This is a genomic window from Sphingomonas sanguinis (genome assembly GCF_019297835.1).
In the GTDB taxonomy this organism is placed as follows: domain Bacteria; phylum Pseudomonadota; class Alphaproteobacteria; order Sphingomonadales; family Sphingomonadaceae; genus Sphingomonas; species Sphingomonas sanguinis_D.
Window position 1 is genome coordinate 527,533 of sequence record NZ_CP079203.1, and the last position, 20,958, is coordinate 548,490.

16 protein-coding genes are annotated in these 20,958 nt (G+C 64.8%); 4 read left to right on the forward strand and 12 right to left on the reverse strand.

Going from position 1 to position 20,958, the window contains the following annotated elements; translation table 11 throughout:
- Window positions 1–52: 52 nt before the first annotated feature.
- From KV697_RS02185 to KV697_RS02225, 9 genes are all read right to left on the reverse strand, one after another.
- Entirely contained in the window at window positions 53–679 is a 627-nt protein-coding gene (locus tag KV697_RS02185) for a retropepsin-like aspartic protease family protein (protein WP_219019915.1), read from the reverse strand.
- An 89-nt stretch (window positions 680–768) separates the two neighbouring features.
- Window positions 769–957, reverse strand: coding sequence for a hypothetical protein (locus KV697_RS02190; protein ID WP_219019916.1), 189 nt, complete (start codon window positions 955–957; stop codon window positions 769–771).
- Between the two features lie 105 nt (window positions 958–1,062).
- Window positions 1,063–1,626 carry a DNA-3-methyladenine glycosylase gene (locus KV697_RS02195; protein ID WP_219019917.1) on the reverse strand — a complete coding sequence of 188 codons (564 nt, stop codon included), beginning with the start codon at window positions 1,624–1,626 and terminating at the stop codon, window positions 1,063–1,065.
- The gene (gene treY / locus KV697_RS02200; RefSeq protein ID WP_219019918.1) at window positions 1,623–4,022 is read right to left on the reverse strand and encodes a malto-oligosyltrehalose synthase; all 2,400 of its coding nucleotides are present in this window, start codon (window positions 4,020–4,022) and stop codon (window positions 1,623–1,625) included. The genes KV697_RS02195 and treY overlap by 4 nt, the downstream gene beginning before the upstream one ends.
- A 25-nt stretch (window positions 4,023–4,047) precedes the next feature.
- The gene (malQ, locus tag KV697_RS02205; protein WP_219019919.1) at window positions 4,048–5,934 is read right to left on the reverse strand and encodes a 4-alpha-glucanotransferase; all 1,887 of its coding nucleotides are present in this window, start codon (window positions 5,932–5,934) and stop codon (window positions 4,048–4,050) included.
- Window positions 5,931–7,625, reverse strand: a complete 1,695-nt coding sequence (treZ, locus tag KV697_RS02210) for a malto-oligosyltrehalose trehalohydrolase (protein WP_219019920.1) — start codon at window positions 7,623–7,625, stop codon at window positions 5,931–5,933. The genes malQ and treZ overlap by 4 nt, the downstream gene beginning before the upstream one ends.
- A complete protein-coding gene (gene glgX / locus KV697_RS02215) occupies window positions 7,622–9,724 on the reverse strand; it encodes a glycogen debranching protein GlgX (RefSeq protein ID WP_257575556.1) in 2,103 nt (700 codons plus the stop codon). Before glgX ends, treZ begins: the two co-directional genes overlap by 4 nt.
- A gap of 106 nt (window positions 9,725–9,830) precedes the next feature.
- Complete coding sequence (locus KV697_RS02220) at window positions 9,831–10,079, reverse strand: DUF2934 domain-containing protein (protein ID WP_219019921.1); 249 nt, start codon at window positions 10,077–10,079, stop codon at window positions 9,831–9,833.
- Window positions 10,080–10,170: 91 nt separating this feature from the next.
- Window positions 10,171–11,304, reverse strand: a complete 1,134-nt coding sequence (locus tag KV697_RS02225; RefSeq protein ID WP_219019922.1) for a Gfo/Idh/MocA family protein — start codon at window positions 11,302–11,304, stop codon at window positions 10,171–10,173.
- A 123-nt stretch (window positions 11,305–11,427) separates the two neighbouring features.
- Between KV697_RS02225 and KV697_RS02230 the strand changes: the two genes are divergently transcribed.
- Together KV697_RS02230 and KV697_RS02235 are read left to right on the forward strand one after the other, a co-directional pair.
- Complete coding sequence (locus tag KV697_RS02230) at window positions 11,428–13,233, forward strand: glycoside hydrolase family 15 protein (RefSeq protein WP_219019923.1); 1,806 nt, start codon at window positions 11,428–11,430, stop codon at window positions 13,231–13,233.
- Window positions 13,234–13,272: 39 nt separating this feature from the next.
- Window positions 13,273–15,321 carry an ATP-binding protein gene (locus tag KV697_RS02235; RefSeq protein WP_219019924.1) on the forward strand — a complete coding sequence of 683 codons (2,049 nt, stop codon included), beginning with the start codon at window positions 13,273–13,275 and terminating at the stop codon, window positions 15,319–15,321.
- Between the two features lie 15 nt (window positions 15,322–15,336).
- Here the strand turns inward: KV697_RS02235 and KV697_RS02240 are convergent, their stop codons facing one another.
- The 3 genes from KV697_RS02240 to KV697_RS02250 form a co-directional block, all read right to left on the reverse strand.
- Window positions 15,337–15,609 (reverse strand): DUF1488 family protein, encoded by a 273-nt coding sequence (locus tag KV697_RS02240; protein ID WP_219019925.1) that lies wholly within the window; start codon window positions 15,607–15,609, stop codon window positions 15,337–15,339.
- 68 nt (window positions 15,610–15,677) lie between these two features.
- A complete protein-coding gene (locus KV697_RS02245; protein ID WP_257575557.1) occupies window positions 15,678–16,109 on the reverse strand; it encodes a DUF2147 domain-containing protein in 432 nt (143 codons plus the stop codon).
- A 122-nt stretch (window positions 16,110–16,231) separates the two neighbouring features.
- On the reverse strand, window positions 16,232–17,566 hold the full coding sequence (locus KV697_RS02250) for an MFS transporter (RefSeq protein ID WP_219019926.1): 1,335 nt from the start codon (window positions 17,564–17,566) through the stop codon (window positions 16,232–16,234).
- Window positions 17,567–17,803: 237 nt separating this feature from the next.
- Between KV697_RS02250 and cyoA the strand changes: the two genes are divergently transcribed.
- Window positions 17,804–18,949: a ubiquinol oxidase subunit II gene (gene cyoA / locus KV697_RS02255; protein ID WP_219021191.1), complete on the forward strand. Its 1,146-nt coding sequence runs from the start codon at window positions 17,804–17,806 to the stop codon at window positions 18,947–18,949.
- An 11-nt stretch (window positions 18,950–18,960) separates the two neighbouring features.
- Window positions 18,961–20,955, forward strand: coding sequence for a cytochrome o ubiquinol oxidase subunit I (cyoB, locus tag KV697_RS02260; RefSeq protein WP_219019927.1), 1,995 nt, complete (start codon window positions 18,961–18,963; stop codon window positions 20,953–20,955).
- Window positions 20,956–20,958 lie beyond the last annotated feature (3 nt).

Consider the following 20,958-nt stretch of genomic DNA (forward strand, 5'->3'; position numbering starts at 1 on the left):
TCGGCGACGGCACCGATCGCGTTGATTTGTATCACTTTGCCTAGCATGGCGGTCATGACCGCTCGGTTAATGGCTGGGGGTGGTGCGGCTCCAGGATCAGGGTCGAGCCCTCGACCCGCCAGCTTTTCAGGCGCGACAGGAAGTTCATGCCCAGCACATCCGTTTCGCCGAATGCGGGCGATACGACCACCGGCACCTTGTCCGCACGAATGGTGCCGATGCGCAGCGAGTCGACGCGCGCCGTTTCCGCCCGGATCATCCCGTTGGCGGTGTTGAGCACGACCGGGAAGGCGGGCATGCTGGGCTTCAGGCCAGCCGCCTGTGCCGTTGCGCTGGACAGGGCGGTCAGCGTTGCGCCACTGTCGACCAGCATCCGCCGGTTGACGCCGTTAACCGTAACACGCGCCCAGAAATGGCCGTCCGGCGCCATGCGGATACGCACCGTGTCGCCGACGACGCTCTGATCCTGCAAATTCAGGATCTGCATCGCGCGCTGAATATAGGGATCGAATTGCTGGCGTTGCTGTAGCAGGACGAACAACAAGCCGGCCAGCAAGAGCCAGGACAACAGGCTGATCGCCACCCGCAAGATCGGCACGCGGCGAGCGATGATGCCCGCCAGCACGACGGCAAGGACGACGGCCAGCAGGGGTAGGGGGACGCCCAGATCGGCAAACATTGCGGTTCCATTCCTTCGTCCTCCTATATGGGAAGGGCGAGGGCAGGGAGATAGGGGCGTCCGTCTTTACCATTGCTGACCGGGCGCGATCAGCCCTGATCCGTCATCCCGACTTCGGAAGCGCTGAACCGGCGCCCGCCATACCAGCGGCGGAAACTCCCATCGGGTTGACGAAAATAGCGCGAGCCCTGGTGAAGAACTGGCGAGCCCAATGACCGATAGGCCGCCCAGATACCATAGACCATGGCAACCAACGCCAGGACCTTGATCCACTCCATCGACTCGCCCTTTTTTCTATTATGAGTCGAGGCTCGCTGTTGTTATGGTGAAGATCAAGTAAATACGTCGCTGCGTTGCAATGAGATTATGCTGCAATGCCATATTCAGGTGGCAAACGGGCGACTGAGCCACGGCGAATTCTTCCAGCCGAACCGGCGCGGCCGTTCGGCCGCTTGCGTGATGCCGATCCGCGGCCCGATCACGATCGGAACGTCAGACACTGCGCCCGTAACGGCGAAGGGCGGCCCGGCAAGCGGGGCGCCGTTCAACCCGAGATCGATGCCGAGCGCGCTGCACAGCTTGCCCGGCCCCGAACAGAGTTGCTTCAGCGAATGCGCCGAACCGCGACGCTCGCGCATGACGTCGATGCCGTGCCGTGGCTCCAGGGCGCGGATCAGGACTGCGCTTCCCGGCGTTCCGCACACGATGTTCAGGCAATGATGCAAGCCGTAGATGCGGTAGACATAGGCATGGCCGACCGGCCCGAACATCGCGGCGTTCCGTGCGGTCCGCCCCGCAAAACTATGCGAGGCGGGGTCGGCCGCGTCATAGGCTTCGGTCTCGACGATCACCCCGCCTACGCCATCGACCGTAAGGATCATGCCGATCAGCGCGCGCGCCACCGCATCGACATCGTGCTGGTAAAAGTCTTGCGGGAGCGGGTTCATTCCCCCTCGGCGCGCAACTCATACCAGACCGGCTTGGTCGCCAGCTGATCGGCGAGACGAGCGGCACCGCCGTCACGGATGATGGCCGTATCGCGCCAATCGATCCGACCCCGTTCGTCCATCAACGGCTCCAGCCGCAGCCCGAACACGCAGGTCAGGACGGCATCGCCGTGCCGTCGCTCGAAGGCAATGACCCGGTCGCGGCCATGCCCGGTGACCGCGAGCGGATGATAGGTGCCATGGGTGAACAGGTCGGGACGCCGCCGCCGAAGGTCCAGAAGATCGGCGATAAGCGTCTGCTTGGGGGCATCACCCCTCGCCAGTGCCTTCTCGCGCGCGGCATAGTCGACGGGGCGCCGGTTGTCGGGATCGACCAGACTGAGGTCGGCGAACTCCGTCCCCTGATAGCAATCGGGCACGCCCGGCACCGTATAGCGCAGCGCCACCTGCACCAGTGAGTTGGCCTCAGCCGCCGGGCCGATCCGATGGAGCAATGCGGCCATGCCTTCGCGGAAGGCCGCTCCCTGTTCATCGTCGATCAGGATTTCTGCGAGGCGATTGCAACGCCCCTCATAATCCGCGTCGGGGGCTTCCCAGGACGAGCGCAGCTTGGCTTCGCGTAATGCCTTTTCCTGCCAGGCCGTGATCCGTTCGGCAAAGTCGCCCAGATCGCCCGGCTCCGGCCAGGCACCGACCAGCGTCTGGATCAGCATATACCAGTCGGCCGGGTCTACCCCTTCGGCAAGGTCGAGTGTCTGTGTACGCCATGCTTCGACCTGATGCCGCCAATCCTCAGGCATGGCGCTCAGGACTGCGAGGCGCGCGCGGAAATCTTCGCCGCGCTTATGGTCATGGGTGGCGGTGGTCAGCATCGCGAGCGGAAAGCGCTGCGCCCGGCCCTCCATCCGGTCGTGAAAAGCCGCGATCGACAGGCTCAGCTTTCCGGCGTCGAAGCCGACATCGTTGCGCGAGAGCAAAGCGGCATGGCGGTAAAAGGCGGTATCCTCGACGGCCTTGGCGGCGATGGGGGCCGAAAGCTGCTGGAACCGCCGCACCGCCTCCTTCAGGCGCGTCCGGTCGCCGGGGCCGGTACCAGCGAGCCATTCGAGGATCTGGTCGACGACGAACGCCTCGCCCGGCGGCAGAAGCGGCTCCACCCGCTCGCGCGCCATCTGGCGGATGGCGGCGTCGAAGGACGGCGCATCGGGACCATAGGTTCGATAGACGGGGAATACCCAAAGCAGCCGCTCTATCGCCCGGCGCAGCATCGCCGCGGTGATCGCTCCCTCCAATTGCGACGCAGAGGTCGTCAGCGATGCAAAGGCCGCAACACACTGGTCCATCTGCCCCGCGAATTGCCACGCAAGCAGGTCCTGCCGTGCCTGCAATTCCTCCGGAGCGAACTGGTCGGAGCGTCCGCTCAACTGCGCCCAAAGCTCGGCGAGCGGGCGGGTGCCTTCCGGCGCGTGGAGCAGGGCGGACACCTCCTCCATGAAGTCGTAGCCGCTGGTGCCGTCGACGCCCCAGTTTTCGCCCATCGGCTCTTCGGCGGCGAGGATCTTTTCGACGACGATATAGGCGCGGTTGCCGTCTTCGCGCACGATCGCGTCGAAGCGGGCGCGCAGCTTGCGGCAATAGCCGATCGGGTCCGTCAGCCCGTCGACATGGTCGATCCGTACGCCGTCGATCAACCCTTCCGTGTAGAGCCGGAAATAGAGCGCATGGGTTTCCTCGAAAACAAGATCGTCCTCGACCCTCAGGCCCGCCAGGTCGTTGATCGTGAAGAAGCGCCGCCAGTTGAGCTCGTCGTTCGACACACGCCACGACGCCAGCCGATAATGCTGGCGGTCGAGCAGGGCGGCGAGGTCTTGCGTTTCGGCTCCGTCCTGATCCTCGTCACGGATCGGCAGGCGATGTTCGCCGTACGCGACGATCTCGGCGCGACCGTCGCGGCGTTCGACCGCGATCTGTCCGTCCGCCAGTACCTTGAGCAAGGGATCGCCCAGGATCGGCAGGACGAGCTTGCGCGACCAGTCGATGTCGAAGAAGCGTGCGAAGCGGCTTGCTTCGCCATGCGCAAGCACGTCATTCCACCAGCGATTGCCGCCGCCGGACACGCCCATATGGTTGGGCACGATGTCGATGATGACACCCATGCCCCGCGCCTTGGCAGCCTCGGCCAGCGACCGGAACGCGTCTTCACCACCGAGCTCCGGATTGATCCGGGTCGGGTCGATCACGTCATAGCCGTGCATCGACCCCGCCGCTGCCGTGGTGATCGGCGAGGCATAGACATGGCTGATCCCCAGCGTGTCGAGATAGGGCAGCAACGCCTCGGCACGGGCGAAGGGAAAGTCTTTGTGGAACTGGAAGCGATAGGTGGCGCGCGGCGTCATGGGCGGCGTCCTTTGATGATGCGGATCAGCGGGCGTTGAGGACGGCGATGCGCGCCGCGACCTCTGGCTGGGCAAGCGACCGGGCGAGGGTATCGGGCAGGCGGCGGCGCCAATTGGGATGCTCGTCGATCGTGCCGGGCAGATTGGGTTGCTCGTCCAGCCCGAGCATATCCTCGACCGGAACGATGGCGAGCGGGCAGGGCGTTTCCGCGATAGCGGCGATGGCGGCATCCACAGCGATGGCGGGATCGTCAGGCTCGGGCATGTCATCGCCGATGGTCTGCCAGAGCGCGGTGCGCTCCTCTGCGCGGTGGGCGCTGTCCTCGGGGGATACCGCATGCCGAGCGATACGAGCCCGCCATTCGAGATCGCGCCCCTGCCACCATCCGGCGACGGTCGCGATGTCGTGCGTGGCGGTCATGGCGATGGCCCGATCGCTCCAGGTCTGGGGCGGCAGAAATGCTCCTTCGGCATCCCGCTCGAACGGCAGGACCCGCATGCCCAGCATCCCCGCCTCGGCCATGATGTCGCGGAACCCCGGCGGGACGGTGCCCAGATCCTCGCCGATCACGATCGCACCGCGTCCCCGATTGGCCCGCTGCGCCTCGATCCGCAGGATGCGCAACATATCGGCGAAGGGCATCGCGAGATAAGCACCCTGATCGGCCGGAGCGCCGTCCGGCACAACCCATAGGCGGCACAGCCCCAGCGCATGGTCGATCCGGATACCACCGGCATGGGCGAAGACCGCGCGCAACGTATCGATGAACGGTGCAAAGCCCTGCCTCCGAAGCGCAAAGGGCGACAGCGCGGTGATCCCCCAATTCTGCCCATCGGGTCCGAGGGGATCGGGCGGCGCGCCGATCGACAGGCCGGTCAGCAACTCGCCGCGTCGGCTCCACCCGTCCGCGCCGTTCATGGCGACCCCGATGGCGAGGTCGGCGATCAGCCCGATCGCCATGCCGCTGCCCCGCGCCGTGTCGGCCGCATCGTGCATTGCACGATCGGCCCACCATTGGGTGAAAGCATAAAAGCGCACGGCGTCTTTGTGTTCGTCGGCAAACCGGGCGACCGCTTCGCTGGTCGGATCGCGATACTCTTCCGGCCAGTCGAGCCAACCGCTTGCCCGGTCGCGCGCATGGAAATAGGCATGAAGCGCATCGAACCGCGCCTGCGCCTCCAGCCTTTCTCCGCCCGCCTGCCGCCAGCGGCAGAAAGCCTCACGCTGCGCTTCGTCCAAACGATCATAGACCAGCCGCAGGTCCAGCATCCGATCCGGTGCCGCACCGGGCCAGTCGATCAGGGAAGGAGCATCGACCACCGGCTCACCCGCAGGAGCCAGCCAGACATTGCGAAACAGCCGGCTCGACGGGGCATAGGGGCTGAAGCGGGCGGCGTCGGCGGGGAACAGCGCGTGGACCGGGCTGATCGCGAGCGCGGCGGCACCGGCATGGCCCAGCGCCTTGGCGGCGCTGGCCAGACTGGCGAAGTCGCCGAACGCACCGCCGCCTTCCCGCAGCGACGGGATTTGCACCGCGCTGCCCCAATGCCTGCCCGGTGGCGGAGCCGGGCAGCGGGGCGGGGCAACCGCGACGGTCCATTGCCGCTCGCCCTGTTCGAGACGGTGATAACCCGGCTGTGCGACACCCGGCAGGACGTGATCCCGCAGCGTGACGGACAGCGCCTCGCCGCTTTCGAGGATCAGCCGCGCGGCACCATCGCGACAGGTGTCGGGCAATGGGATCGGTTCGTTCAGATCGCCCGAGACGAACACGGTGTCACCGACATGGGTATCCAGCCGATCCAGGATCGCAGCCAGCGCTTCGTCCGAGACGATCTGGTCCTTTCCCTTGGCATCCTGCCACAGACGCGACAGTCCGGCAGCCTCGGCGCGGGCATGGAGCTCGGTCATTGGGAAACCCAGGCAGCGAAGCGGTTGCCTTCGCGATAGATCAACTGGCCCTCATCCTCCGGGATCGGCTCGGGGGCTTTTCCGAAGTCGATCACGATGGTCAGGATCGTGCCATCGGCCATGCGCCAGCGCGCCTTGACCCGTTCGGGACCGGTCACATCCGCCGTCAGACCGACCGTACCCTTCAGGCGCGGCACGATATGAACCTGCCGCAGCGTCAGCAACTCCCGGTAGAGCGCACGCCATTCGCCCGCTTGCGGTCCCGGCTTGGGGACCGAAGCGTCGAAGGTGCTGCGCGCATTGGGATCAGGGATGCGTTGCCGCGCTTCCTCATCGGCAAAGGCGTCGAACTTGGCGAATTCGCGCCGCCGCCCCTCGCGCACGGCATCGGCCAGTTCGTCATGGAAGTCGGTGAAGAACAGGAACGGGCTTTCGCTGCCCTCGTCCTCCCCCATGAACAGCAGCGGGATTTGCGGGCCGAGCAGCAGCAGAGCGGTCGCCGCCCGCAGGCGCTCCGCGTCCGTCAACCGGATCAGGCGCTCGCCCATCGCGCGATTGCCGACCTGATCGTGGTTTTGGAGAAAGGCGACGAAGGCTGTGCTCGGCAGATCGCCCGAGGGCTTGCCGCGCGGTTTGCCGTCGTGATTGGGCGAGCCCTCACCCTGATAGATGAAGCCTTCCTTCAGGCAGCGTGCCAGCCGATCCGCCGGGCTGTCGGCGAAGTCGCCATAATAGGCGCTGGTCTCGCGGGTGAGGAGAACGTGCAGGACATTGTGAAAGTCGTCGTTCCACTGCGCGTCATAGCGCCCCGCCCGCAGGCGATCGGCGTCGTTCTTTTCATTCTCCAGCACGAGATGGACATGCCGTTCGGGCAGGGCGGCGCGGATCTCGCGCGCCATCCGGTCGAGAAAGTCATCGTTCGCGATCGCGTGCACCGCGTCGAAACGAAGCCCGTCGATCCGATAATCCCGCAACCACATCAAGGCGTTGTCGACGAAGAAGCGATGCACCGGGTCGGCATCGACTGCCACCGCGCCGCCCCAGGGGGTATCGACTTCCTTGTGGAAGAAGGCGCTGGCATAAGCGTTCAGATAATTTCCGTCCGGCCCGAAGTGATTATACACCACGTCGAGAAAGACCGAGAGGCCCAGGCCATGCGCGGTGTCGACCAGCGTCTTCAGCTCGGCGGGCGAGCCATAGGGCTCGGCGACGGCATAGGGCAGGACGCCGTCATAGCCCCAATTGCGCGTTCCGCCGAACGCGTTGACCGGCATCAGTTCGATCGCTGTGATCCCGGACGCCGCGATCGCAGGAAGTTTCTCGCGAATGCCCGCAAAGCCGCCCAACGTTCCGGCATGGACTTCGAGCAGCACCGTTTCCTCCCAGGGCCGCCCGCGCCATTCGTTCGCGCTCCAGGCGAAGGCAGGGTCCACCACCACGCTCCAACCATGCACGCCGCCCGACTGGAGACGCGAGGCCGGGTCGGGAACCGCTAGGTCGGTCTCCAGGCGGAACCGATATCGGGTGCCGGCAGGCGCGGGAGCGGTCGTGGTGAACCATCCCTCACCGTCACGATCCATAGGCACCGAGGGGGCGCCGTCGATCTCCAGCGTCACCGCCTCGCGATCCGGTGCCCAGAGGCGGAACCGGGTATTCGCGCCCTCGCGCAGTTCGGGGCCCCAGTGCGTCATGCCTCGACCACGTCCCGCCAGGTGATGAGCACCGCACTCTGCGGTCCGACCTCATAGCTATCGTCGATCTCGACCTCGCCCTGCTCGGGCTTGGCGCTGTCGATCAGGACAATGCGCGCCGCATGGGGCGGGGGCAGGGTGAAGGTGATCGGATCTGGCGAGGCGTTGAGGAGCAGCGACACCGCTTCCACCCCGCCATCCTCGGTCGCCGTGGCGCGTCGCATCATCAGCGCGCGGCCTTCGGGATTGTCCCAATCCTCGGGACTGAGCTGTTCGCCGCGCTCGTCCCACCATTCGATGTCGTTGATGCCATGGCCGGGCGTGTCCTGCCCGTAGAGGAAGCTGGGCGAGCGCAGGACCGGATAGCGGCGCCGCAGGTCCGCCAGTCGCGCGGTAAAGGCGATCATCGCTTCGCCTTCTTCCGACGCGGCCGCTTTCCAGTCGAGCCAGCTGATCTCGTTGTCCTGGCAATAGGCGTTGTTGTTGCCATGTTGCGTGCGGCCGAATTCGTCGCCCGCGACGATCATCGGCGTACCCAGCGAGGCGAGCAGCGTCGTCATCATCGAACGCATGACGCGCCCGCGCGCCGCCTTGATGTTTTCGTCGTCGGTCGGCCCTTCCGCACCCCAATTGCGCGAGTAGTTTTCCGAATGGCCGTCGCGATTGTCTTCCTTGTTGGCCTCGTTGTGGCGTTGTTCGTACATGACCGTATCGGCCAGCGTGAAGCCGTCATGCGCCGCCAGCATATTGAGGCTGGCCCAGGGGCGCCGCGCGCGCCGGTCGAACAGGTCGCCCGATCCCGAGAGCCGTGCGGCCAGTTCGCCGCGCTGGCCGGCGTCGCCGCGCCAATATTTGCGCACCGTGTCGCGGTACTTGTCGTTCCACTCCGAAAAGCCCGGCGGGAAATTGCCAAGCTGATAGCCGCCCGGCCCGACGTCCCAAGGCTCGGTGAGCAGCTTCAGGCGACCGAGCACCGGGTCTTGCCGCAGCACGTCGAAAAAGGCCGCACCCGGATCGAAGCCCGTCGCCTCACGGCCCAGCGTCAGCCCCAGGTCGAAGCGGAAGCCGTCGATCCCGAAGCTCGTCGCCCAGTAACGCAGCGAGTCCGTCACCATCTGGATCACCCGCGCCTTGGACAGGTTCAGCGTGTTGCCGGTGCCGGTATCATTGATCGTATAGCGCGGCTGATCCTGGACCAGCCGATAATAGCTGGCATTGTCGAGGCCCCGCCATGACAGGGTCGGCCCTTTCTCCGAGCCTTCGCAGGTGTGATTATAGACCACGTCGAGGATGACCTCGATCCCCGCCTTGTGCAGCTTGTGCACCGCGCGGCGTAGCTCGTCCTGCGTGTCCGTCGCGAAATAGGCCTGCTCGGGCGCGAAGAAGCCGAGCGTGTTATAGCCCCAGTAATTGCGTAGGCCTTTTTCCTGAAGGAAACGGTCCTGGGTGAAGCTGTGGATCGGCAGCAGTTCGATCGCAGTGACACCGATGCGCTTCAGATGCTTGATGACTGCCGGATGGCCAAGGCCCGCATAGGTGCCCCGTTCGCGGGGCGGGACCAGTTCCATCAGCTTCGTCAGGCCCTTCACATGGGCCTCATAGATGACGGTTTCCGACCAGGGGATGTTGGGCTTCACGTCGCGCGACCAGTCGAAATGGTCGTCAACCACGACCGCCTTGGGCATGGCGGCGGCACTGTCGCGCTTGTCGAAGCTCAAATCCTCCTTCTTGGACCGGATCTGATAGCCGTGGAGCGCATCGGTCCACTTGATCTCGCCATGCAGCTTGCGGGCATAGGGGTCGAGCAGCAGCTTGTTCGGGTTGAAGCGATGCCCGGCCTCCGGCTCATAGCGACCATGCGCGCGGTAGCCGTAGAGCAGGCCCGGCCCGACATCGGGCAGATAACCATGCCACACCTCGTCGGTACATTCGGGCAGCGTATAGCGCCGCAATTCCCGCTTGCCCTGAGGGTCGAAGATGCACAGCTCGATCCGGTCCGCATTGGCCGAAAAGACGGCGAAATTCACCCCTTCGCCATCGAAGCTGGCGCCAAGGGGATAGGGGGAGCCGGGCAGGATCTCTTCGGGCAAATCGGTCAAAAGGGCTCTCCGGCAAAAGTCGAACGACTATGCGTGTGGCAATTTCTGTCGAGGCGGGTGACGAAAGCCCGGTGGCGATCCGACGATGGAGACCACCGGGCTTCGATCATGCGGTTTTGGTGCGCGGCTTTCGGGGCGCCTTGGGCTTCGGCTCCGCCGCAATGGTCTGCGGCGCAACGTCTGCCTTCTTCCGTCGCGCGGCCGGTTTGGTAACGGCAGCGGGTTCCTCCGGGACAGCTTCGGTCAGCTCGCGCTCGGCCTTTTCCCAATGGTCGCGGTCGCGGCCATGCGGCTCGCCTTCTGCTTGCCAGATGCCGTATGCGCGCTGCCGAAGCTGTTCTTCCCGGTCGTCCACCGTCACCTCCCTATCGTGACACTCAATCTGTTATCGCGAGCGTAACGATTGTAGCGGCCATAACGCTCCCCGAAAATCGCGTTGATGCGGATCAATTGCCGGTCGGCGACTTGGCCTTGACCTGATCGGGCGGCGTGACGGCCGACAGGGTCTGGCGCTGGCTCGCCGGATCGATCCGACGCGTGCGGGTGAAAGGCGGCAGTTCGACACGCCCGCCCGTCTTCATCGCGGTCACGATACCCTCGATCACGCGCAGGTCGGACAGGCCTTCCTCGGCGTCCGGCTCGGGATCGCGATCGTTCAGGATGCAGTCGGAGAAATAGCGCATCTCGCCGCCGAACTGGTCGGTATGCTTGAACTTTTCATGGCTCTGCTTGTCGCCGATGGTCAGGTTCTGTTCGATCCCCGACTGGAAGCCATAGGCCGGGCTCATATGGATCGAACCCTTCATGCCGGCGACGATCAGGCTGTCGACATTGTTCATCGCATAGCTGACCGTAAAGCTCGCCAGCTTGTCGCCCGGCATCCGCAGCACGACGGCGAAGGTGTCGTCCAGATCGCCTAGCCCTGCGCTCGGCTGGCGCGTGGCGACCGCGCTTTCCACGGCGACCGGCTCGGCGCCGAACAGATAGCGGATGGCGTTAATGGGATAGGGGGCCATATCGAACAACGGCCCGGCCTCCAGCCCATGCTTGGCGCGGTGATTGTCGGGGTCGAGCTTCTGCCCGAAACAGGAGGTGAAGGCGACCAGCTCGCCCAGCTCGCCGTTGCGGATCTTCTCGATCGCATCGAGCGTGCCCGGTTCGAAGTGAAGGCGATAGGCGGTCATCAGCTTGGCCTTGGAGCGCCGTTCGGCATCCTGGATCGCGCGCGCCTGTTCGCTCGAAATCTCCAGCGGCTTTTCGCACAGGACGTGGATGCCGGCGTCCAGCGCGGGGATGGCGAACTCGGCGTGACGCCAGTTGGGCGTGCCCAGATAAATCGCGTCGCACACCCCGGCGGTCAGCAGCTTGTCGAACTCGTTGTAGGAATAGACATGCTCGACGCCGTATTTCTCGGCGAGAAGCCTGCCTTTCTCCGCATCGCCGGTGACGATCGCGGTCAGTTCGGAATTGCCGGTGTGCTTGATGCCGGGCAACATCGCCGACTGGGTGATGTCGCCCGCGCCAACGACCGCATAGCGAACCTTCTTCGTGCCGAAACCGAATGCCGATGCCAGGCTCATGGTCGTTCTCCCAAATCTCTCAACGGCTGCTGCAACGCGTCAATCCAAGGAAGGTCCCGCGGAGATATTATGGTTTTGGCGAGTTTTCATCCGCCTAACCTGCATCAGCGGAGACATGCCCCCGTGACCTTGCCCGATCAGCATGCCGATCCGCTTCGCGACGCCGATGGTTTTCTGGACCTGGAAAATTATGCCGCGCTGGGAGATGGGCGGAGCGTGGCGCTCAGCGGTGCCGATGGAGCGATCGACTGGTGGTGCGTGCCCAATATGGATTCCGCGCCTCTGTTCGACCGGTTGCTCGACGGTGAGCGTGGCGGCACCTTCGCAATCACACCCGTCGAGCCGTTCACCGTCGAGCGGCGCTATCGGCCCGACAGCAATGTGCTGGAGACGATCTTCGTCACGGCGAGCGGCCGCGCGAAGCTGGTCGAGTCGCTCAACAGCGGCCCGGCCGGGCGCTTGCCCTGGGCCGAACTGGCACGGCGGCTGGAGGGACTGGACGGCTTTGTCCGCTTCGCCATCACGCTCCGCTTCAGCCGCCGGGCCGATACGGTCAGCCCCTATTTCGCCCCGGCGGGCGGGCATAACGTCTTTCACGTCGACCGGGTGTTGGGCGTCTTCCGCCACTGTGGCGGCGTGACGATCGACACGGTCGAAGACGGCCTCGTTACCGGCAGCGCGGCGGTGGGGCCGGGGGACCGCGCCCGGATCGCAATCATCGCGGGCGAGGACGAGCCGCTCGTCTGCCAGGATATCGAGCAGATCGACGACCGGATCGACCTGTCCGACTTCGAGTGGCGGCAATGGACGCAAGGATTGAAGGTGCCGGAGATGCACCGCGACCGCATCCTACGCAGTGCGCTGGCGCTCAAGCTCCTGCTCTACTCACCCACCGGTGCGATCACGGCGGCGGCGACGACCTCGCTGCCCGAGGGGATCGGCGGCGCGAAGAATTACGACTATCGCTACGCCTGGGTTCGCGATGCGGGCTATACGATCAAGGCGTTCCTGCGCATCGGTGCGCATGGCGAGGCCAAGGCCGCTTTTACCTGGCTGCTCAAGCGGCTGGGCGAGGGCGATCCGCAGGTCTGCTATACGCTGGACGGTTGCCCTGTCCCGGCGGAACGCGAGATAGCGGTTGGTGGCTATCGCGGGTCCCAGCCGGTGCGCGTCGGCAATCTGGCGGGTGGCCAGCACCAGCATGGCATTTACGGCGACATTTTCGAGACCGCGAGCCGCTTCGTCGCCTGCGGCAACTTCCTCGACACCTCCAGCGCCGAGACGCTGTCGCATCTGGCCGATGCCTGTGCCGATCGCTGGCGCCTGCCGGATGCGGGCATCTGGGAACTGCCCGAGGAACGGCATTACACCATGTCGAAGATCAGCTGCTGGCAGGCGCTGGCCCGCGCGGTCGAACTGGCGGACGAGGGTCAGATACCGACGACCTGCCGCGATCGCTGGGCGCGCGAGCGCGACCGGATCGAGGCGTGGATCGGCGAGCATTGCTGGTCGGAAAAACGCGGCGCCTATCTGATGCACCCCGACAGCGACGCACTGGACGCCAGCCTGGCGCTGGCCGTGCGGTTCCGTTTCGACGGGCAGGACCGATTGGCCCGGACACTCGATGCGCTCGACAAGGAACTGGCGGCGGGCGCTTTCCACTATCGCTATTCGGGCGTGCATAAGGAAGAGGGCTGCTTCCTCGCCTGCACCTTCTGGATGATCGAGGCGCGCGCTATCCTTGGTCAGCATGAGGCCGCACAGGCCGCCTTCGACGCCGCGACCGAGGCGCTGGATAGCCGTGGCGCCGGACTGTATGCGGAGATGATCGATCCTAAGACCGGCCATTATCTCGGCAACATGCCGCAGGGGCTGACGCACCTCGCCGTCATCCAAGCCGCCGCGACGCTGGCTGGTGAAGAATTGTGACGGTGGCGGCCACCCTCTCGACTTGCTAGCAGCACGGCGATGAACGGTCCGTCTCTCGATCCACAGCTGGCCTTCCTGGAGGGAGGGGGTGAGGCGACGCGCCTGATCCTTGCACGCGACTGGACCGGCCACCCGCTGGGGCCGCCGCAGCAATGGCCCGAGACGTTTCGCGTGGCGCTCAGCCTGGTCCTCAACTCGCCCGAGTCGATGATCCTCTCCTGGGGGCCTGATCTACACTTCTTCTTCAACGAAACCTATTTCCCGCTGCTCGGTCCCCGCTTGCCTTGGGCGATGGGCGCGCGTTTCGACGAGGTGTGGGCGGATGCCTGGGAACAGGCGCGGCCGATTATCGACGATGCACTGGCCGGACGGACTCAGCGTTTCGTCGACCTGCCCTGGAAACTCGACACCGACCGGGGCGAGGCGGACACCTTTTGGTCTTTCTCCTATTCCCGCGTGCTCGACGGCAAGGGGGAGGCGGCGGGGCTGTTCATCTTCACCAACGAGACGACGGCGCGGGTCCATGCCGACGCCGCCTTGCGCGAAAGCCAGGCGCAACTGTCGCTGGCGCTCGACGAGTTGCGTGCGCTGAACGTGACGCTGGAGCAGAGGATCGTCGAGCGTACCGCCGAGCGCGACCGGATGTGGGACGTCTCGCCTGATCTGTTGACGGTGCTGGATTCCCAGGGCGTGATCCGGCGCACCAATCCCGCATGGCAGACGCTGCTGGGCTATGAAGCCCATGGACTGATCGGCCGGTCGATCATGGATTTCGTCCACCCGGACGACCTGCCCGGCGCGCAGGCGGCGTTGAGCAACTCGCTGACCGAGCCGGAGGCGCGCATCGAACTGCGGATGCGCCATGCGCGGGGCCATGACGAATGGATCGCCTGGGTCGGCGCGGCCAGTGCGCGCGAGGTCTTTGCGGTCGGCCGCCATATCACGCAGCAGAAGCTCGCCGAGCAAGCCTTGCGCGAAACCGAGGAACAGCTTCGCCAAGCCCAGAAGCTGGAGGCGATCGGCCAGCTGACCGGCAGTGTCGCGCACGACTTCAACAATCTGCTGACCGTCATCCGTGGCTCGATCGATCTGGTGCGCCGCCCCGATTTTCCGGCCGAGCGCCGCCAGCGCCATATCGACGCCATCGCCGATGCGGCCGACCGCGCCGCCAAGCTGACCGCTCAGCTTCTCGCCTTCGCTCGTCGCCAGCCGCTGACGCCGGAAATCGTCGATGTCGGCGACAGCATCCTGACGCTGACCGACATGGTGACGACCTTGTGCGGACCCGGCATCGCCCTCGACATCGATATGCCCGAGGTCGCTTGCCATGCACATGTCGACCGCAGCCAGCTCGATACCGCGATCGTCAACATGGCGGTTAATGCCCGCGATGCGATGGCCGGGCAGGGGCAGCTGACGATCCGCGTCCGCAGCGCGACGGCCGCCGACGGCGTGGCGCAGGTCCATATCGGCATCGCCGATACCGGCGAAGGCATCCCGCCCGAACGGCTGGAGCAGATTTTCGAGCCGTTCTTCACGACCAAGAAACTCGGGGCGGGTACCGGGCTAGGGCTGAGCCAGGTGTTCGGCTTTGCACGCCAATCGGGCGGTGACGTGCATGTCGCAAGCAAGCCGGGTGAGGGCGCGGTCTTCACGCTCGTCCTGCCGCTGGTCGACTGTATCCCGCTGGCTGTCCAAAAGGCTGGCGAGACGCGAGCCTTGTCCGGTGCCGATATCTGCGTTCTGGTGGTGGAGGACAATGTCGAGGTCGGGCAGTTCGCCGTCGAGGCGCTACGCACGCTGGGATGTCGCACCGTCATTGCGAACAACGCGGCGGTCGCACTGGAGGAACTAAAGGCCGGTGCGGAGCGGTTCGACCTCGTTTTTTCCGACGTCATGATGCCGGGCCAGTCGGGTATCGATTTCGCCGGCGACATCAGCCGCCTCTATCCGCATCTGCGCATCCTGCTGACCAGCGGCTATAGCCAGGTCATCGCGGACGAAGGCAGCCACGGCTTCGCTCTGCTGCGCAAGCCCTATACCTTGTCGGAGCTTACGCAGCAGATCGATCGGCTGTTCGGCGGCTGAACCGCCGCGCCGCGGTCAGTCGAGATCGTTCTCGCTGACGACGACGAGCGACTGTTCCATGTCGCGACCGAGGGCGGTCTGCGCCGCTTCCAGGATGTCGTCGGAGTAACGCTCGAACAGTTCGACCGCATCGCCGTCCGGCACGTCGCCGCTCAGCGCTTCGAGCAGATCATACTGGACCGCGAACTGATATTCCTCGCCGTCCAGTTCCCCGACGAACTCCACCCGTCGGTCGGAGACATTGTCCTCGACCGTACCGCTTACGATCGTCAGCGCTTCTTCCGCCATGGCGTTCCTTCCCAAAAGTTGCTGCGTCTGGGACGCCGCAAATGGGCTTGGGTTCCCTGCCGCCGGGCTTATTTGACCCGTCGCCAGCGTTGTTCGCGGCAACCCAGGCTGCCGAGCAGGCATCCCTCGCCGACCAGCGTGCGCGCGTCGATCTGGGTGATGGTGCCCTGAACCTCGCGGCCGATATCGGGGACATAGACAGTGCCCGACCACCGGCCCGGTTCCTCCTCCTCGAAGTCGCTGAACAGCTGCGTGCCGACCAGTCGCGGCGAGCCGCCACGCGCCGCGTCCGCCTTGGCCTGTTCGCTTGCCCAGACGACCGTGCCGCACATCAGTTCGGCATCGGGGCCGCGTCCACAAGGGGCGAAGCGGACCTGCACCGTGTTGGACGGATTCGCCCAGGTTCCGGCTGGCACCCGTGCCTCCGCCGCACCTGCCGTCAGCCCGGCACCGATCAGGGCTGCGGCGATCCCGCCAACCCGCAAAAGACCCATATTCATTGCCTGTCCTATCCCGATGCAAGTCCTTGTCAGGATGGGAATATGGGAAGCCGCCTGTACGAAAGCAAAACGGCCGACGGGTCGCCCCGCCGGCCGTTTCGTTCAAGCCAGGCCCGGTCGGATTACGACGCGCGCTTGGCGAGTTCCTTGTTGATGCCCAGCGCCGCCAGCGTACCGACCGCACCCGACAGCAGATAGGCGCCGACCGCGACCAGACCGAAATGGCTCGACAGCAACAACGCGGCGAGCGGCGCGAAGCCCGCACCGATCAGCCAGGCGAGGTCGGACGTGATCGCCGCACCCGTATAACGACGCAGTGACGAGAAGCCCGAATTGATCGCGCCCGACGACTGGCCGAAACCCAGGCCGAGCAGCAGGAAGCCCAGCACGATGTAGATCGTTTCGCCCGTTCCACCCTGGTCCAGCAATGTCGGGGCGAAACCCGCAAAGGCAGCGATGGCGGCGGCCGACAGGCCCAGCAGCGTGCGACGACCGACCCGGTCGGCGATCTTGCCCGACGCCAGGATCGCGAACACGCCGACGATGCTGCCGATGATCTCGATCATCATGAAGTCCTGCGGACGTTCCTTGTTGAACAGGACGACCCAGGACAGCGGGAACACGGTGACGATGTGGAACATCGCGAAGCTGGCCAGCGGCGCGAACGCGCCCAGGAACACCGTACGGCCCTCGGTGCTCAGCGTCTCGCCGACCGGCGCGGGCTGAAGCTCGCGGCTTTCGAACAGGCGCTGGAACTCGGGCGTCGCCACGATGCGCAGGCGGGCGAACAGCGCCACGACGTTGATCGCGAACGCCACGAAGAACGGATAGCGCCAGCCCCAGTCGAGGAAATCGGCGGTGCTCAGCGTCGTCAGGAAGAAGGCGAACAGACCATTGGCCACCAGCAGGCCGAGCGGTGCGCCGAGCTGCGGGATCATCGCATACCAGCCGCGACGACGCTCGGGTGCGTTCAGCGACAGGAGCGAGGGCAGGCCGTCCCAGGCACCGCCCAGCGCCAGGCCCTGCATCACGCGGAAGATGCCGAGCAGAACGGCGGCCGACGTGCCGATCTGCGCGTAACCGGGCAGGAAGGCGATCGCCATGGTCGAACCGCCGAGCAGGAACAGCGCGATGGTCAGCTTGACGCCGCGGCCCAGATTGCGGTCGACCGCCATGAAGATGAAGGTGCCGATCGGACGCGCGATGAACGCCAGCGAGAACAGCGCGAACGAATAGATCGTGCCGGTCAGCGCGTCCACGTACGGGAAGATCAGCGACGGGAACACCAGCACCGAAGCGATGGCGTACACGAAAAAGTCGAAGAACTCCGAGGTACGCCCGATGATGACGCCGATGGCGATATCGCCCGGCGCGACATGGTGCGGATCGCGGGCATTGACCAGTCGCGCGTCCCGCTCAAGGGGCGTCGAGGTCGATGCGGTTAACTCTGCGCTCATCAGCTGCCAGTCCTGACTTCTTCCAAGTTATTGAAGCGGATCAGTTGCAGTGCAAAAAGACCGCGCATGACCGCCATTCTGCAGGGCCTATGCGCCTTTCCGGTCGGCAGGGGGATTGGACAAACTGTCCAATGTGCGCAGGTGCAGCAAAGGCGTAGCGGCCCATGTCATATGTCTCATTCGTCGAGCCTTGCGCACCTGCGCCCTCTTCGCTGGGCCGCCTTGCCCCTCCTGGCCATGCTGGGGGGATGCGACGCGGTCGTGCTCAACCCTGCCGGTGACGTCGCCGTGCAGCAACGCGATCTGGTGCTGATCGCGACGGCCCTGATGCTGCTCATCATCATTCCGGTGATGGCGCTGACGGTGCTGTTCGCGTGGCGCTATCGCAAGAGCAATACCGAAGCCGAATATGACCCGGAGTTCGACCACTCCACCATGCTGGAGCTGGTGATCTGGTCGGCGCCGCTGCTCATCATCATCTGCCTGGGCGCGGTGACGTGGACGAGCACCCATCTGCTCGATCCCTATCGTCCGATCGAGCGCACCTCGCCGGGTCAGCCGGTTGCCGCGGGCATCAAGCCGCTCGAGGTTCAGGTCGTCGCGCTCGACTGGAAGTGGCTGTTCATCTATCCGGAACAGGGCATTGCCACGGTCAACGAACTGGCGTTGCCGGTCGACCGTCCGGTCGAGTTCCGCCTGACCGGTACTTCGGTCATGAACGCCTTCTACATTCCTGCGATGGCGGGCATGATCTACACCATGCCCGGCATGGAGACGAAGCTGCACGCGGTGCTGAACCGCGAGGGCACGTTCAAGGGACTGTCGTCGCATTATAGCGGCGCGGGCTTCTCGGGCATGCACTTCCCCGTATTTGCGCTTCAGTCGAACGGCTTCGACCAGTGGGTCGAGAAGGTTCGCATGTCGCAGGCCGGTCAGGGCAAGGGCCAGGGTCAGCTGACCCGCGCCGCCTTCCTGACCGTCGAGAAGCCGAGCGAGTATGTCCCCGCGATGTATTATAACGGCGTTCAGGGCGGCCTGTTCGACCGCGTCGTCAACCGCTGCGTCGCGGACAACACGCCCTGCATGTCGGACGTGATGATGCACGACCGGATGACCGGTGGCGGCGACCCGCACAAGATGAAGGTCGGCGAAGGCAATCCGCCGGTCAACAATACCGGACCGATGCACGGGGAGCGGACCAAGGGCGCGCTCGAAAAGTCGCCCGGGGAAATCGAAGTCTCGCCGCACCAGAGCCTGGAACCGACGCCGTCGAACGGCGCACAGGAGACCGGTGAGATGAAGAACCGCCGCATGTCCTTCCTTTCCATCCCGCAGACCCCCGGCCCGCAGACCCTTGGTCATGCCGGTGCGGGTCGCGGCTGAGGCACGCCATCATGGACAACATCATAAAGACCATCTTCGGACGGCTATCGATCGAGTCGCTACCGATCCACGAGCCCATCGTCGTCGGCACCTTCCTGGGTGTCGCGGTCGGCGGCATCGCGGTGCTGGCGCTCATCACCAAGTTCAAGCTGTGGGGCTATCTCTGGAAAGAGTGGTTCACCACCGTCGATCACAAGCGCATCGGCATCATGTACATGGTGCTGGGCATCGTGATGCTGCTGCGCGGCTTTGCCGACGCGCTGATGATGCGCGGGCAGCAGGCGATCGCGTTCGGCGATAACCAGGGCTTCCTGAACTCGCACCATTACGATCAGGTGTTCACCGCCCACGGCGTCATCATGATCTTCTTCGTGGCGATGCCGATCATCACCGGCCTGATGAACTATGTCGTGCCGCTCCAGATCGGCGCGCGCGACGTGTCCTTCCCGTATCTCAACAATCTGAGCTTCTGGATGACCGCGGGCGGCGTCGTGCTGGTCATGGCATCGCTGTTCATCGGTGAATTCGCCCGCACCGGCTGGCTGGCCTTCCCACCGCTGTCGGAGCTTGATTTCAGTCCCGATGTCGGTGTCGACTATTATATCTGGGCCTTGCAGGTGGCGGGCGTCGGTACGACCTTGTCGGGCATCAACCTGATCGCGACGATCATCAAGATGCGCGCGCCGGGCATGACCATGATGAAGCTGCCGGTGTTTTGCTGGACCTCGCTCTGCGCGAACGTCCTGATCGTCGCCAGCTTCCCCGTGCTCACCGCCACGCTCGTCCTGCTGTCGCTCGACCGTTATGTCGGCACCAACTTCTTCACGAACAATCTCGGCGGCAACCCGATGATGTACGTGAACCTGATCTGGATCTGGGGCCACCCGGAGGTGTACATCCTGATCCTGCCGCTGTTCGGCGTGTTCTCGGAAGTCACCTCGACTTTCTCAGGCAAGCGGCTGTTCGGCTATACCTCAATGGTCTACGCCACGATCGTCATCACGATCCTGTCGTACCTGGTCTGGCTGCACCACTTCTTCACCATGGGTTCGGGCGCCAGCGTCAACTCGTTCTTCGGTATCACCACCATGGTGATCTCGATCCCGACGGGTGCGAAGATCTTCAACTGGCTGTTCACCATGTACAAGGGGCGCATCCGGTTCGAGCTGCCGATGATGTGGACCATCGCGTTCATGCTGACCTTCACCATCGGAGGCATGACCGGCGTTCTGCTGGCCGTTCCGCCCGCCGACTTCGTGCTGCACAACTCGCTGTTCCTGATCGCGCACTTCCACAACGTGATCATTGGCGGCGTGCTGTTCGGTGCCTTCGCGGCGATCAACTATTGGTGGCCCAAGGCCTTCGGGTTCAAGCTCAACCAGTTCTGGGGCAAGGTGTCGTTCTGGCTGTGGGTCATCGGCTTCTGGGTCGCCTTCACGCCGCTGTACATCATGGGTCTGATGGGCGTGACGCGTCGCCTCCATCACTTCGACGACCCGTCGCTGCAGATCTACTTCGTCGTCGCCCTGCTGGGTGCGCTGATGATCGCGGGTGGCATCGGGGCCTTCCTGGTTCAAATCGGCGTGTCGATCTGGAAGAAGGAAGAGCTGCGCGATGTGACGGGCGATCCCTGGGACGGCCGTACGCTGGAATGGGCGACCTCGTCGCCGCCGCCGGATTACAACTTCGCGTTCACGCCCGTCATCCACGAACTGGATGCCTGGTACGACATGAAGGACAAGAAGGCGCAGGCGCCGATCGAGGGTTACCGCGCGATCCACATGCCCCGGAACACCGGCACCGGCGTCATCATCGCCGGTCTGTCGACCGCCTTCGGCTTCGGCATGATCTGGTACATGTGGTGGCTGGCGGCGATCGCGCTGCTGGGTGTCGTCGTCGTCGCCATCTGGCACACGTTCAACTATGACCGCGACTATTACATTCCCGTCGAGGAAGTCGTGGCTACGGAAAGCGAGCGGCGCCGTCTGCTCGGGCAGGGGGCCTGATCC

Bases quoted from the DNA above. Each gene is read 5' to 3' on its own strand.
- KV697_RS02185 (WP_219019915.1), bottom strand. From the start codon at position 679: ATGTTTGCCGATCTGGGCGTCCCCCTACCCCTGCTGGCCGTCGTCCTT.
- KV697_RS02190 (WP_219019916.1), bottom strand. From the start codon at position 957: ATGGAGTGGATCAAGGTCCTGGCGTTGGTTGCCATGGTCTATGGTATC.
- KV697_RS02195 (WP_219019917.1), bottom strand. From the start codon at position 1,626: ATGAACCCGCTCCCGCAAGACTTTTACCAGCACGATGTCGATGCGGTG.
- treY (WP_219019918.1), bottom strand. From the start codon at position 4,022: ATGACGCCGCGCGCCACCTATCGCTTCCAGTTCCACAAAGACTTTCCC.
- malQ (WP_219019919.1), bottom strand. From the start codon at position 5,934: ATGACCGAGCTCCATGCCCGCGCCGAGGCTGCCGGACTGTCGCGTCTG.
- treZ (WP_219019920.1), bottom strand. From the start codon at position 7,625: ATGACGCACTGGGGCCCCGAACTGCGCGAGGGCGCGAATACCCGGTTC.
- KV697_RS02225 (WP_219019922.1), bottom strand. From the start codon at position 11,304: ATGAGCCTGGCATCGGCATTCGGTTTCGGCACGAAGAAGGTTCGCTAT.
- KV697_RS02235 (WP_219019924.1), top strand. From the start codon at position 13,273: ATGAACGGTCCGTCTCTCGATCCACAGCTGGCCTTCCTGGAGGGAGGG.
- KV697_RS02240 (WP_219019925.1), bottom strand. From the start codon at position 15,609: ATGGCGGAAGAAGCGCTGACGATCGTAAGCGGTACGGTCGAGGACAAT.
- KV697_RS02245 (WP_257575557.1), bottom strand. From the start codon at position 16,109: ATGAATATGGGTCTTTTGCGGGTTGGCGGGATCGCCGCAGCCCTGATC.
- KV697_RS02250 (WP_219019926.1), bottom strand. From the start codon at position 17,566: ATGAGCGCAGAGTTAACCGCATCGACCTCGACGCCCCTTGAGCGGGAC.
- cyoA (WP_219021191.1), top strand. From the start codon at position 17,804: ATGCTGGGGGGATGCGACGCGGTCGTGCTCAACCCTGCCGGTGACGTC.
- cyoB (WP_219019927.1), top strand. From the start codon at position 18,961: ATGGACAACATCATAAAGACCATCTTCGGACGGCTATCGATCGAGTCG.